Here is a 13,932-nt window from a genome sequence, read left to right on the forward strand (position 1 = left end):
TAGACCACTTCTAAGAATAGATTCTTAGTGTTGCACTTGATTTGACAATTGAGGAAATCTATTTTTAACCAATTCAACAAATCTATTATTTTTTTGATCTTCAAAGTAGTTGACCAGCTTACTAACATCACTCAACTCATAGTTTCCAGCAACTTCTTCCAATCCACTCCGAACACTATCAGAGTTCAAGTGTAGAGATGCTATAAATGAATTATTTGAATAAAATTCACTTCCAAGTTCCCCCTCGAACTCGTCAAAAGGTTGTGTACCAGACATTCTTATTTCGAATTTGTCAAAAAGTTTTGTAAAGATTGGTTGAAGTGGAAGATTAGCTATACCGTTATCATAATTTATGATACCAGCAAGATTCGTTAAACGATACGTCATATCACCATATTCTCGAATCAAATCGTATCGTTTTGAATTTTTGAAAACATTGTATATGTTCGCCACAGAGCCTGATAATAATGGATTTTCCCCATTGTCATCTCGAAAATCGCTGAGAGTATATTGGGGAGCCTTCGAACTGTTAAACGGGGTAGCATTATAGCCAAATGCTTTTTTTATTTTATCTTGCTTCGACAATCTAAGCATTGCCATCATACTACTCCGAGTTGGCTTCTCTCGAAACAACAACACAGATTCAACAAATTTGAGATAGATAGGGGCTGCCGCTTCCATAGACTTTCCGTTCTTAAAAAACTGATTGAAGTCATCCTCGTTAATTGGTTTTTGATTTAAGATGGCTTCTAAACGGCTTTCTTCCACTCGCATACCACCTTGGTCAATGTACATATTCAAGAATTGATCAAACAGCAACTGATTATCGATTACTAACTGATACTTATCAATTATTTCATCCAATTCTTTTTCACCCATACTTGGACTAATCGATAAAACCAGTACTTCTAAGTTATTCCGGGGGATATCTTTATATCGACTTAGCATCTTCAGCATAAAAAGAAATGGTTTTATATAATGATCCCCTGCCACGTTATAAAGTCTTAGCTTAGACCATTGTCGAAAGAAAATCAGATTATCTTCTGAAATACTTAATACCTTTTCGAATTCATCCAAAGGTGCCAGATTACGATGAAGCCATGCTCTTCCCGCATCTGACACTTCTCTCTTTCCATTAATCAACCCTGTCTTAACCAAACTATTAGTCAGCGTTCTACCACGCTTAGCCATTTTCTTATCTTCAGTTTCATTACGATCAAATAAGTTGGTTTGGTCGATAACTGTTTCGTAAAAATCTCTCTGTGAATCAGCATTTCGAGCCCAAGTTTGACCATTTTCCATATGCTTTTCCAATAATACGAGTAAGGTTCGATACTCAGACATATACTCCTTACGCCGAAAACTAGTGTCGCCAAAATCTAAAACTGAAGATTCATTTTTTAGCTTCATAAGTCACCCCGTAGTTATAAAAATAATTTCTATCATTCTTCAACTTTTAATAATTAGTTATTAAAACTTCATCTGTTTTCCCATTTCTTGTCCTATGTTGATAATTTGAATTGCCATAGTCCCTATCTATATGATGAACATTATATTTGGACGACCAATCTATCAGTAATTCGTTCATTTGCCCTTTATTTTCAAAAACATTTGACAACGCAAATTTATTTCCGTTTTGATCTACTTCATCCAAAAATGCTAACAAATCATTCTCATCCTTTGCGGTCCATCCACCATTTTCATTATAAACAGCTGTGGTAATTAAATATGGTGGATCAACATAAAAAAAAGAGTCTTGCTTTCTGTTATCTATTAACCGAAAATCAGCCCGTCCGAACGTGATATCCATATTTTTTACTTGTATACTGAACTCTATTAATTTATCCCTCATATTTTTATTGAAATCGCGTTTTCCAACAGGGTTATTGAATTTCCCAGAGTTGTTGAACCTAATTTGATTATTAAAACCAAAGACAATTAACACGTAAAGGAAAATAGGGCTTCTATTTTGGCTTTCCTGATTATTATATACATCTCTCAGCTTTATATATGCATTCTTATTTATCGAACTTAGACCACTTCCAGAATTCGCTCCATAGTATTCGTAACCATGACTAAACGTATCAGTTAAATCATACTCTTCAATTATACTTATCACACTCCGCATTAAATCAGAGATTTCCGTCCGTTGAACATACTTTAGCAGACGAATCAGTGGCCCATTAATATCATATGCCTCTACTCTTGCTTCCGAATCATAGTTATTTACAGCAACTACTGCCGAACCAGTAAAAAGGTCGACAAAACGTGCATATTTCTTCGGAAATAGCGGACGAATTTGATCCAATATTCGATATTTTCCGCCAGGATAATTCAAAAAAGAGCGAATCATTTCATCACCTCAACCAAATATAGTAACTCTTTATGATCCTTTATATTTGTTTTTCCGGTAGTAAAAACTTGGAATGGTTCTTCAAAAATCTGAACCCTCCCCCTTTTTTTTAATATTGAAACAATCTCCTCGTTACTAATCTTAGCATTGGATCGCCCTACTCCCTTATGTGCCATGTTGTTATAAGACACTAGAATATATTTAGCCTTTATATGAGTTACTAAGTCTTCAAAAGCTTCCGGAGCTTTTGACGTGCTATAAAGACTTTTAGTTTTACTACGGTCTTTAGGTTTCATAGCAACTCCAAATAGTTTAGGCTTTTTCCAATCTATAACGTTTTCCAACACATGATATACATCACCATATTGACGACTATTATATGGCGTATCAATATATACTAAATCAGCCTCAATTTTTCTAACTAACTCATTAGCATCTTCATGATAAATTCTTGTCAAAGAGGATTTAACTTCCAGATTTGGATACTTAAAATGAATAGGCGCAATATTATCCAACACTTTTCTATAAGCATCATAGTGGCCCACTGTATTTGCCACTTTATCCATAGCATACAGTAACGAAGTTAGCAAAATATCTTTCTCTCGACTTGTTAATTTTGTTTGACGTTCAATAAACGCTCTTGCCTCACCAATTTTGCGTGCATTACTCTCAGAAAAGTACTTATTGCCGTAATTAACACTCACATAATTATCATCACCAGGAAGAGCATTCATCTGACTAATTTTATCCTTTAACAGTTTCTCTCGAACTCGATCACTCCCAAAAAAAGTTTGATAGACCATGAAGTTACTATCCAAGATATCATTAACAATTACATCTTTACCCTGTGAAAAAAATAGATTAGTAACGACACCTGTTCCAGCAAAAATATCAGCTATAGTTCTAACTCCACTAGTGTTTTCTCTCACTACTTTATCGATAAAATCCAACATGCGAGATTTCGCACCCAAATACCTTCTGTTTTCAATATTAAATGTATCTTTGTTATTCCCAACCGGTTTTATACCCGCTGCTTTTAAGTCAACATAGTTGTTCAAGCTTTCAATCGACTCCTTATCCCAAAGATACCTGCCATTAGGCCTCTTTTTAATTTTCAAATTTCCATATTTAGTCCAGTTTGCTAAAGTCTGTCTCGTGATTCCAAATTTGCTTAAAATTTCTCTAGTCTTCAAATGCAACACCCGCATCATACTTATTTTACATAAATTTTACTACACTTACTTCTGGTAGTCATCCCTATTCAACCAATAATAATCTAAATAGCCATAGCTGAGTACCAAACATACATTCCTGACAATCTCAATGCGGCCAACTTTTTAATTTTCACCTTTAATCAACACAACCATCTATTCTAATTTGATGTCGTAATTTCATCAACAAATAATCAAATATATTAAGTTCCTGCCACCCTGGACAGCCTATATAGAAATCTTAGCTTGCGAAACATACTTTTTCCCTAATTGAATTGGATAAATAGCTTCTTGTGAAATCTCTTTTTGAACAGCCCCGCCTATTATTAACTAACGAAATTTGTCGCTGATTTTTCGCATTAATTTTAACAATCAGCCAAATCCCTCATTACTTTACTTATGACAGCATTCCCAGACATGTCCGACAAAAAAGCACATACTAAGTAGCCGTAAATACACGTCTCATAAGCTTTCAAGCTAGTTTCCCAATAGGCAACTCAAAAAGCAACAATTTCGTACAATTAATTTTTACAATCACTATCAGACTGACATAATATGACACACCCATCGACTATACTTATTTTATCAACTTAAGTAACACCGCGTCATATCGTTTCCGCGTTAATCTAACAAGGAGGTGTTTCAATGACCATATCTCAGACCAAAATCTCCAGAAATCTTTCCTATGCTGACCTCAACGTTTTGTGTAAAGTTTACGCACACAGCGATTCCGAACGGGTCACTGCTTCAAATGCAACCTCGCTTTTTTCTATCACATCTGATGAGTTGCCCCACCGCGTTACGCGTTATCAAGTGGGCGGTGAGGACAACGCCACCTACACGTCCTATTTAAAATTACGTGAACTTGAGCGCGTCCTTTCGACACCGACCGATGACCTCCCCGATTTGCCGTTTGGCCCGACGGCGGTCCCCAATCTTGAAACACTCATCGCCAATCTGAACGATTTAGGTTTCACCGTGACTGGTCACCATATCCAACGACTCGAATCGCGTTTTATCTCTGATCTCGACAAATTTGTCGCTAATCCTACTGACTATCTGGCCACGCTCGACTTGCCATCACGACCAAGTGACACCGCTAGTATTCCAGCCCTGAATAACGACAACGAATACCTGCCCAATCAGAGTCGCTATACGATTTACGATCAATCAGGTGAGCCGATTATTGAAAGCATTCATCCCCTCCTCCTAGGCGCGGTCATCGGCTGTCTCTTACTCCAAGCCGACCCCCAAACCATCAGGCAACTCCTCATATGGCCGAACCGCAAGTTATTCCCAGCAGACAGTGACCTTGACATCAGAGTCACCGCCTACCGCATATCCGCTGACTACCCGATCACCAGTCGTGCTGACTGTGCCCGTATGGCGAAATCCCAAATTCCTGGAGGCGGCCGTATCACTCAGTTGTTCAGTCCTTCCGCCGAACCCTACACCCTATACCCTGAATTTGGTCTCACCGACTGTCTCAGCGTCATTGCCGAATTTACCCGCAAAGCCCCCGTCGACCCGACGCAAACCGACGACGCCAAACAGCTGGCCCAACGCCTCATTGACTTGGCTAGCGGCCAAAATCTCGGCATTAATCGTATGACGCGTCAACTCGTTGACAGAGGGGCGGCCGAAGACTTCACGATTACTGACGGCCGTCTCACCGATGTTGCTATCGGCTTCTGGCGAGAAGACAGTCCCCATATTCCTGAATTAAGTTTCGACTTGATCGACCAGACCACCGGTCAGACCGTGGCCTACGACATCTTGCTTCGTAACCTGATTGAAAAACTGCTACGTCACATTGACCTAAAGAAAGGTGATAAATAATGATTAAAACTTCTGATTTTTCAACTGTTGATAGCTGGGCGCTCTGGAACGTTCCCGCTGATTTACCAGCTAACGCCACCGACGCTGAACGTGAACAACTCTTCAAGGCCGCCTATGGCGCCCACGGGACATCCCCTAAAGACCAACTTCCTAGCGATCTCACTGACCGCCTCAGCAAAGTTGAATACGTCCTGGTCGGTCAAAACCCTGGCAACGCCGCTGCTAAGGCTAGCGAACAAGGCCTCTTCAACAACTTCCATGGCCCTGCCAGAAGTTGTGATTACCGCCTCGCTGCTGCCATTTATGGCACGAAGCTTTGGGGAACTTTCATGAGTGATGTTTCCAAGACCATCAACAGTAACAGTCAAGAAGCTAAGCCAGTTGAAGCCGATGTCCGTGACTTCGAAAAGCACCTTGATGCCCTGGGTATCTCAAAAGACGCCACGCTGATTGCCTTAGGAAGTACCGTCAACACTGCGCTGACTAAGTTTGCTAGCCGCCCAGTTAAGACGATGTACCACTACTCCCCAGTCAACACGCGTTGGCAAGCCGCTACCGTTCGTCAACAAGTCCTCGACATCACTGAAGAAGCCGTCGACTAAATACTTACCGGTCTGACAAATAAGAGCCGAAATCGTTAACTGGTTTGAAGTCATGACAACGACCGACTCGACTGTAAGAAAAATATTTGTACATCAAAGGCTCCTCACAACCAACTTCGACACGAAGCTGATTATGAGGAGCCTTATTTTTAATTATTCATTATCAAATTTTACCCTTTAAACCAGTGCCAGCACACCCTGTTTTGTGTATCTCATGCTATAGGCGAACCTGCCAATTTCTAAGGAGTGATGCGTATGCAGCACAAATTCAGAGTTGAAAGGCTCGCTTCATGTGATGGGTTTGTCAGCATGTCTCTTAGGCATTGCTGCAATCTTGAACGCTGTTGCCAAGATAATGATGGCTTATGCCAAAATTATCAGCGCAAACAAAAAGAACCGCAGCTAACTTGCAGGTCTACTCGGTTCTTTACGTCATAATATAACTGGGTGAGCTGTCGCTCTACATCTACCGTGTTTCTGTGCTAATTATAGCACAGAGCATGGTATTTTTGTATATTCTGAGATCCCATACTCATCTCAAAATTAAATTACGGGGTTTTCGTGTATGAAGTGAACTCCCAAAATTGGATTTTTCCAAGCCCTGGAGGTTCACTTCATTTTCGACTCTTATTTTTATTGGGCTGTTTTGATTTTTGAACAATGCTTGTAATTAATACAACGCCCGCATCCGGTCGATCTCCGTTAAAACGGCTGCCCGTAATTTGGGACTTTTCAGCACGCGAACCAACGCGCCCTGCCCCATAATCCAGAGCACCAAGCCTTGCATCTGACCAGTTCCTGAAATAATGACACTCGTTGGATTGGTCTTTAGAATCTCGGTTCCGGTTGGATGGTGACGCTCCTCTTCCGCCGTGGCTCGGCGGACCTGTTTCACGCCTGGCAAACTATCCAGGGCAGTCTGTGGCCAGCCCCAGTACTGGATTTCGTACGGTTCTGAGGTCAATTCATTACCCAAGAGATACGTCTGATTCACGCGCTCACCCTCATTGGTATTCTTGGGCTGTTCCGCCCGGTGCGCCGCGCGCAGGCTGTCTGGTTGCATACGGTCCAACCGATAGACTTGCTCGTTCCCTTGTTGTTGCGTATAGATCCACACATAAAAGTAATGCGCTGAGAAAGTGACACTGGTTGGCTTCCCCACGATGGTGTTTACGGCTCCCGTGCTGTTTTGATACTTGAATCTAATCCACTTGTCGGCCTGGATATAGGTGGCAATATCATCTAACAGCGGCAGTTTTTCCATCGTGCTGGCTCCGATATGTGGTTGCGTCTCTTCGGCCGGCCAAACCTTGGCATTATAGCCTACGGGGCGATACGTCCCCGCGGTCACGGTGGTTAGCCGGCGGGCATTCTCGCGATGGCTGGGCGATAACAAACCCAAGAGATGTTCGCGAAGCGTCAACATTTCGGGTTTGCTCAGTGCCCGCACGCCAATCACCATTTTCAATAAGGCCAAGACTTCGGCATAAGTCAACTCATCTTGCGTCGTTAGGTAGTAGGCATAGACCTTACTCGTCCCGCGTTGAACCAGATCGTGGTTCCAACTCCAATCACGCTGTTCCAACACCGCGGCTTTAATCGCCTTGATGTCGCGCCGAACTGTTCGCTCATCGACCCCATAAGTTTCCTCCAGGTCTTTGACCACGATCCGACCACCCTGCCACAGGGTGATTAACATTTCAGCGACACGTTTCTGTTCATTGCCTTTTTTATTTGCATTGCTTGCCATTTGACTACCTCCATTTCGATAACCAAGCCGGGTATCATCAGCGCAATCACTCAGATCGCGTTAAATTCACGTCTCGGTAAACCTTTCTTACGTTTATTTCGTTAGAGAACCCAGCCTATCTGGCAAACGCGAGTAACGCCATCACTAAGTCATTAATTGAGAGATCATAGCGTAACGTTCGACCTGAGCCCAGATCGATAATTTCATAGACCGTTTCCGGCAGGCCCTCATGACCATCTCGGCCCGTAGCCGACATATCAACGATTTCACCTTCAGCCTCTTTGAACCTGTCAATATCAGCAATGTCAAACAATCGCCGTTGCCGCCGCTGGATTTGCAGATTGACATGCTGAGCAAGTTGCGCCAACCCATCAGAGAACGCGCGGTCACTGGCATACTGATGGCCATGGAAAATTTTTGACAATGCCTCGCCTGCTTCAGTAAAGGGAATCGCCCCACCGAAGCGGCTTTTCTCACTTTGAGCCGTGAACTGATACCAACATGCATCGCCTGAACCTTGGTCGGAAATCGTCAAGTCATCCAAGGTAAGCAGGTCTTTCAGCGTCACAATCTTTCGCGATTCGCTTTGCCAGCAAGTCAGCAGGGATAGTTGCGCATAATCCAGAGAAAGTTGTTCTAGCCGCGGCCACAGAAGCCACTCGCGAATTTGTTGTGGACTAGCCCCACAACGTAGCGCATAAAGGACCGTTCCTAAGCGTTCCCGGGGGACGAGTCGTAACAACGGTTTCCCCGCTTGATCCTGAATGGTGAAGCGGACTTCATCAACCTTATTGACCCCATTTGGCTGACGATCCCGTCGTACGGTATTTTCCCAATCGTAAGCCAGCGTCGAGGCTTCGTGGGCCTCACTGTGTGGTTGATCATCAATTAGCTGCGGATGCAATAACGCCGCCACTAGCCGTCGATCATCATCAACATCCCATACACGATCACAGACATAGCGGCTACCCATCACCGTCAGCCCCATTTTCGCAAGGTCCCGAATCAAGCTAATGATGGTACTGGATTCCTGTACGTTCGCTGACAAACCTTGGTCGTGATCACTGGCTCTTAAGGTCGCCAATGTCGATTTAAGATCGTCCAGCGTCACCCCGTTGGCATAAACACCCGCATCGTTATAGAGCTGATACCGCGCGTCGTTCAAGGTCAATCGCCGACGTTCTGGCGACAGAACGGTCACGTCCTTTCCCGGAGATACGATATCGGCTTCACTATAACGGTAAATTAACATCGTGGCGGCCATTTGGTGTTCAACTAAATATTGGTTATAATCCATTGCTTTTTTCAATAGAATCATCGCTCCTTAGTCATCAGCTCACTAGCACTCACCTAAAATTATCTGATACATTCATTATACCCAGTTAGATGGACATATCATGTCAGTTTGACACTTCTGGTTACAGCAAGTTCGTTATTTTTAACCGTAGAGTCTGAGAAACCACACTCGGCCACCCAGACTTAACCGGTTCGGTCTAGTTATCCTTCTTTGAAAGGACTATTTTATTTTGAGCGACCAACGCCAACAAGGTCGGCACCAGTCCTCGAAATGACAGGTCGTAGCACACCGAAAGTCCGGCTTCACGATCGAAGATTTCATAGACCGTTTCCGGAAAACCACCCGTGTTGGCCCGGCTAGTCGCCTCCAGATCGGCAATTTCACCATTTTCGACCTTAAAGCGATTGACGTCACACACGGCTAAACGGCGACGTTGCCGGCGCTGAATCTGCAAGTTGAAGCACGCAGCAAGGCGGACCAACCAATCGGAGAAGTCGCGGTCGCTGGGACGTGGGTCACCATGGAACGTGGCTTCCAACACTTCACTCGCCTCTTCGGGGACCATCGCACCACCCAAGTCACGCGTGTCGGCAGCGTTCGTAAATTGAAACCAACGCGCGGTAATTGGCCGATCGGTGGGCACGGAGACGGTACTTAATTCCCGTAAATCCGTGAGCGACGTCATTGGTTTGGCTGGCGTCTGGCGACTTTCAACCAAGGCCAATCGCGCCGAACCAATCAAAGATTGATCCAGTCGTGGCCACAGGAGCCACTCCTGCAATTGGTGTGCTGAAAAACCGCAGCGTAAGCCATAGAGAGCGGCGCCCAATAAGTCCAAGGGAATCAAACGAATCAGCGGATGACCCGCCCGATCCTGCACGGTGAATCGAACCTCATCGACCAGTTCTGCATCGTGCCCATCAGGCTCTTCTCGCATGACAGGCTGGTGATCCTCGTCCACCATAACGGCTGAACCTGGCGTTTCGCCAGCTTGGACTGTACAGCCCTGATGTGACAACAAGGTCGCCATTAATCGCCGATCATCAGTCACTGTCCACGTGCGTTTGCAAACATAGCGACTGCCGGTCACGACCAAGCCCATCGCCGCGACCTGACGAATCAAATCAGCCACAATATCTAAGTGCGGTTCTTCAGTCGATAAGACCTGTGGCCGGTCACTGGCTATCATCTCTGGTAATCGACGATTGAGATCGGCTAACGTCAGGCCATTGGCGTAGAAGTCACCAGAATTATTGTAAAGTTGATAACGCCCACCGCGCTGGGTTAGCCGTCGCCGCTCCGAAGATAGTAGAGTCACTCGACTCTCTGGCACCACTGCGTCAGCTTGACTGTAATCATAGATTAAGAGGTTCGCGTAAATCTGTTGGTCGGCCAGGTATTGGTTCAAATCAATATTCTTTTTCAGCATCGACATCGCCCCTTCAGTTTTTTAGATTTCGCTAGTCAGGAGTACTAGTGAAATCAGTTGATAACCAAATTATATCAGCAGATACCGACAAATAATGTCAGCAATTTCGTTTTTTCATCACAACTTCAAGAAATATCAGCTAATTATTCCGGTCGATGATGCCTCGACTATAGAAAAAAGTTGGCTCTGTCTATCCCCACAATCATCCCACCCCAACATATTTTCACGGATTCTCGACCAAATCTGACTCGGCAGCCATTCTTTCATTGACCCCGCCAAGTCATAAACAGTATGCTAGGGGCGACTGTACTATCAATGACTCACCAGAGGAGGAACTCCATTGAAACGTCGTTCATTCATTATGCTGATTCTAATCACTTTCTGTTTGGCTCTCATTTCACCAATCGCAACGACCGCTCAGGCGGCACGACGCTCCCAGCTGGCGACCAAACAAGGCCTCCTCATCGATCTTGGCCGCCATCCCCTCTCCGAGAGTTCCCTGAAGCGCGTCATCACGGCCGCGGCCGACCAACATTTCACCTACGTGGTTCTACACCTCAGCGACAATGAACACCTCAGCTTCCAATCGGCCTATCTGGGGAATCGGGCCTCGAAGACGGTCTTGTCACCCAAGGCCCTCAAGCGGCTGGTCACCTTTGCCAACCAACGCCAACTTCAACTGGTTCCGGACGTCGATCTCCCTTCGCATGCAGGTGCGATTCTAAAACAACTCAAACGTAAACACGGCAAGACCTATTGTGCCGTCAAACTCGACCGAGAAACCCTCGACTACACCAGTCCTAAGGCAATCACCGTCGCCAAGAAGATCTATCGCGAACTGGATGGTAGCTTTAAAAACCAACCGTATCGTGATCTCATCATTGGTGCCGACGAGGTTCCAGGAACGGACAGTGATTACCGCTATCTGACCAAATTCGTCAATCAACTCAACCGCGATCAGAATAAGCGCGGCTTTACCACCGTCGTGTGGAATGACTCCATTCTAAAAAAGCAGCTACCGAAATTAGATGCCAACATTGTGGTCAACTACTGGTCCCAATCTGGCAACCACACTGAACGGACCGAGCTCGTCAACCGGCGCGCTAAACGTGTGTCGGTTCCCAATCTGGTTACCCGCAACCGCCAAATTATTAACTGTAACAGCTATGCCACCTACTATCAGTTGCAATACATTGGCAATGTCGCTTATGATACCTACTTTTTGAATTATCTCCGTGACGACTACACCCCGACGATGTTTAACGAAATCGATCGGACCAACGCAAATCACAACCGGACGCTTGAACCGAGTGTGACGACCCGTGGCACCCTCATCAGTCTCTGGGGACACGACTCCCAGCAGACGTCGACCACGGCCATCGTGGCCTTTATTCACCGCCTGAGCGTCCCAAAATAGGTCCCGATACTTAGGCCCAAGTGGGGTCACATTTTTAAATCTGTGCGATTCATCAACTTAGTTAATTCACCTGACTGACTCAACTGTTTTGAGAGTTAAGTTTACCGTTATACCAGTATTCTCCCCTCCTAATTAGTTTGTTTATATGATATACTACAATCATAATAACGGCACTAAACGTATAAGGGGTGTATTAAATGAATCGACTAATCCATAAGATCACCATCTCCGGACTAACCCTGCTGTTACTAGGCGGTGTGGTTAGCCCAAGTATTGCTTTTGCCGACTCGACTGACCCGACTCAGTCTGTCACCACCAAAACTAGTGACCTGCAGACCTATCCAGTGCGTGCCATGGAACCCATGTATACTCTCATGAGTGGCAAAAATGGTAACGAAAAACTCTACTGGTATCCAAAATGGCCAACGACCATCACCAAAGCTGAGGCTGAGGATCCTGCATTTATTCAAGGACTCAACGACATGTATCCAGAAATCACAGACCTTAGCAATTTGACCCGAACTTTTGCGGATAGCATGGTCGACATTGATCTTCTACCAGGTGAATCTATGGTCGACTATCAATTTAGAGAAATCGGTGGCGAAGAGGCCGCTGGAATGTCTAAAGCCGACTATATCAACAACATGGTCTTATCTGCCTACCTACCAGCTTGGATGATTGGAACGAACGCTAAGTATATTACCCACCAAATCACGCGTTCAGAGATGCAAACTAGCTATGAGACTAACTTCCGTCCCAAGTTAGTCGAATTAGGTCAGTCAGGCATGATCAAGATTTACGATGACCTGTTCAAACTTGAAGACGACGATGAATTTTTCAGTACCGTCTCAAATCTCTTGCAAAATAGCCTACTGAGTTCCCATCTGGGGGAGCGAACCAACGAACAGCTGGCTGCCATTGAACCAGATGACAGTGCGCGACAAACGCGGGCTTTGATTACGGCCCCAATGTCAAATTATCTTCATCCTCTGGGTGATGGTAATTATAAAATGGACGGGATCGTCGGTTCTCAATTTCAAAGTTTTAGTTCCTGGTTCGTAGATACCGTCACGCCAGACCCCGATCCGAATCCCAATCCCGCAACAAGTCAACCGGTAACCGTCTATTACGTTGATGCTAAGGGCAAGCAGATTGCGCCGGATAAGACACTGACAGGAAGCCTGGGAAGTGCCTATGCCACCGATGCCCTCACGATTAAGAACTACAAGCTTTCCCAGACCCCGGCCAATGCCAAGGGCACCTTCACCAGCCAGGCTCAGACGGTCACCTACGTCTATGATCCCGAAATTCAGACGGGTGGTTCCGGGGCAACGGTGGCTCCCGAGGGTAGCGCCGTTTATGGTCTCAAGAAGCTCGCCCTGTATAAAAAGAACAGCTTTACCAAAAAGAACCGCATCACCGTCTACACTAAGAAATCACGGCAGAACCGGCCAATGTTTGTTGTGACTGGCTATACCAAATCGGCCAGTGGCGCCAAGCGCTACAAGGTTCGTGACGTGAACCACCACAGTAAGACTGCCGGGAAGACGGGATATATCACGGCCAAGAAGTCTGTCGTGGCCCCGGTCTACTACACCAAGAAGACCAGCAAGATTACCGTCACCAACCCTTCCGGCATCAACGCCTATGCCAAGAAGAATCTGACCAAGAAGAAGGCCCACTATCGTCAAGGACAGGTCCTCAAGGTTAAGAAGATTGTCCGCCACAACCTGACCACGCGTTTCGTCTTAACGAACGGTCGCTACGTGACGGCCAATAAGAAGTTGGTCATTGCCGGAAAAAAGACGATGCCCAAGAAGATCGTCACCAAGACCGCCATCAATCGGTATCGCACGGCCAACTTGACCAAGCGCAACCACCATTACCGCAAGAACACCGTGCTCAAGGTAACGGGTTGGACTTATTCCAATGCGAACAACTTCAGCAAGCGTGACACCCTGCGCTACAAGGTTAGCGGAGGCTACGTTACTGGTAATTCGCGGTATGTTCGCGGCATCAAGTAAGTTAATTGCA

General features: G+C 45.2%; 10 protein-coding genes. 4 read left to right on the forward strand and 6 right to left on the reverse strand.

Features of this window, described 5'->3' with window-relative positions:
- Positions 1–24 precede the first annotated feature (24 nt).
- The 3 genes from IV54_RS10845 to IV54_RS12145 are packed head-to-tail and all read right to left on the reverse strand — an operon-like array spanning position 25 to position 3,555.
- On the reverse strand, positions 25–1,410 hold the full coding sequence (locus IV54_RS10845; RefSeq protein ID WP_057879344.1) for a hypothetical protein: 1,386 nt from the start codon (positions 1,408–1,410) through the stop codon (positions 25–27).
- Positions 1,411–1,456: 46 nt separating this feature from the next.
- Positions 1,457–2,353, reverse strand: coding sequence for a Dam family site-specific DNA-(adenine-N6)-methyltransferase (locus tag IV54_RS12140; protein ID WP_057879345.1), 897 nt, complete (start codon positions 2,351–2,353; stop codon positions 1,457–1,459).
- Positions 2,350–3,555, reverse strand: coding sequence for a DNA adenine methylase (locus IV54_RS12145; RefSeq protein ID WP_237756727.1), 1,206 nt, complete (start codon positions 3,553–3,555; stop codon positions 2,350–2,352). The genes IV54_RS12140 and IV54_RS12145 overlap by 4 nt, the downstream gene beginning before the upstream one ends.
- 654 nt (positions 3,556–4,209) lie before the next feature.
- Here IV54_RS12145 and IV54_RS10860 point away from each other — a divergent pair.
- Together IV54_RS10860 and IV54_RS10865 are read left to right on the forward strand one after the other, a co-directional pair.
- Positions 4,210–5,403 (forward strand): hypothetical protein, encoded by a 1,194-nt coding sequence (locus tag IV54_RS10860; RefSeq protein WP_057879347.1) that lies wholly within the window; start codon positions 4,210–4,212, stop codon positions 5,401–5,403.
- Positions 5,403–6,005: a hypothetical protein gene (locus IV54_RS10865; RefSeq protein WP_057879348.1), complete on the forward strand. Its 603-nt coding sequence runs from the start codon at positions 5,403–5,405 to the stop codon at positions 6,003–6,005. Before IV54_RS10860 ends, IV54_RS10865 begins: the two co-directional genes overlap by 1 nt.
- A gap of 670 nt (positions 6,006–6,675) precedes the next feature.
- Here the strand turns inward: IV54_RS10865 and IV54_RS10870 are convergent.
- From IV54_RS10870 to IV54_RS10880, 3 genes are all read right to left on the reverse strand, one after another.
- The gene (locus IV54_RS10870; protein ID WP_057879349.1) at positions 6,676–7,755 is read right to left on the reverse strand and encodes a helix-turn-helix transcriptional regulator; all 1,080 of its coding nucleotides are present in this window, start codon (positions 7,753–7,755) and stop codon (positions 6,676–6,678) included.
- A gap of 115 nt (positions 7,756–7,870) precedes the next feature.
- Entirely contained in the window at positions 7,871–9,052 is a 1,182-nt protein-coding gene (locus IV54_RS10875; RefSeq protein ID WP_057879350.1) for a hypothetical protein, read from the reverse strand.
- A gap of 196 nt (positions 9,053–9,248) precedes the next feature.
- Positions 9,249–10,481, reverse strand: coding sequence for a hypothetical protein (locus IV54_RS10880; protein WP_057879351.1), 1,233 nt, complete (start codon positions 10,479–10,481; stop codon positions 9,249–9,251).
- 340 nt (positions 10,482–10,821) lie between these two features.
- Between IV54_RS10880 and IV54_RS10885 the strand changes: the two genes are divergently transcribed.
- Positions 10,822–11,898, forward strand: coding sequence for a family 20 glycosylhydrolase (locus tag IV54_RS10885; RefSeq protein ID WP_057879352.1), 1,077 nt, complete (start codon positions 10,822–10,824; stop codon positions 11,896–11,898).
- 197 nt (positions 11,899–12,095) lie between these two features.
- Entirely contained in the window at positions 12,096–13,922 is a 1,827-nt protein-coding gene (locus IV54_RS10890; protein WP_057879353.1) for a DUF5776 domain-containing protein, read from the forward strand.
- Positions 13,923–13,932: the final 10 nt, after the last annotated feature.

It is taken from the genome of Levilactobacillus paucivorans (assembly GCF_001437125.1).
GTDB lineage: Bacteria > Bacillota > Bacilli > Lactobacillales > Lactobacillaceae > Levilactobacillus > Levilactobacillus paucivorans.

What these genes read in the sequence shown, in the direction of transcription:
- IV54_RS10845 (WP_057879344.1), bottom strand. Translation starts at nt 1,410, where the DNA reads ATGAAGCTAAAAAATGAATCTTCAGTTTTAGATTTTGGCGACACTAGT.
- IV54_RS10890 (WP_057879353.1), top strand. Translation starts at nt 12,096, where the DNA reads ATGAATCGACTAATCCATAAGATCACCATCTCCGGACTAACCCTGCTG.
- IV54_RS10860 (WP_057879347.1), top strand. Translation starts at nt 4,210, where the DNA reads ATGACCATATCTCAGACCAAAATCTCCAGAAATCTTTCCTATGCTGAC.
- IV54_RS10875 (WP_057879350.1), bottom strand. Translation starts at nt 9,052, where the DNA reads ATGGATTATAACCAATATTTAGTTGAACACCAAATGGCCGCCACGATG.
- IV54_RS10870 (WP_057879349.1), bottom strand. Translation starts at nt 7,755, where the DNA reads ATGGCAAGCAATGCAAATAAAAAAGGCAATGAACAGAAACGTGTCGCT.
- IV54_RS10865 (WP_057879348.1), top strand. Translation starts at nt 5,403, where the DNA reads ATGATTAAAACTTCTGATTTTTCAACTGTTGATAGCTGGGCGCTCTGG.
- IV54_RS10880 (WP_057879351.1), bottom strand. Translation starts at nt 10,481, where the DNA reads ATGCTGAAAAAGAATATTGATTTGAACCAATACCTGGCCGACCAACAG.
- IV54_RS12140 (WP_057879345.1), bottom strand. Translation starts at nt 2,353, where the DNA reads ATGATTCGCTCTTTTTTGAATTATCCTGGCGGAAAATATCGAATATTG.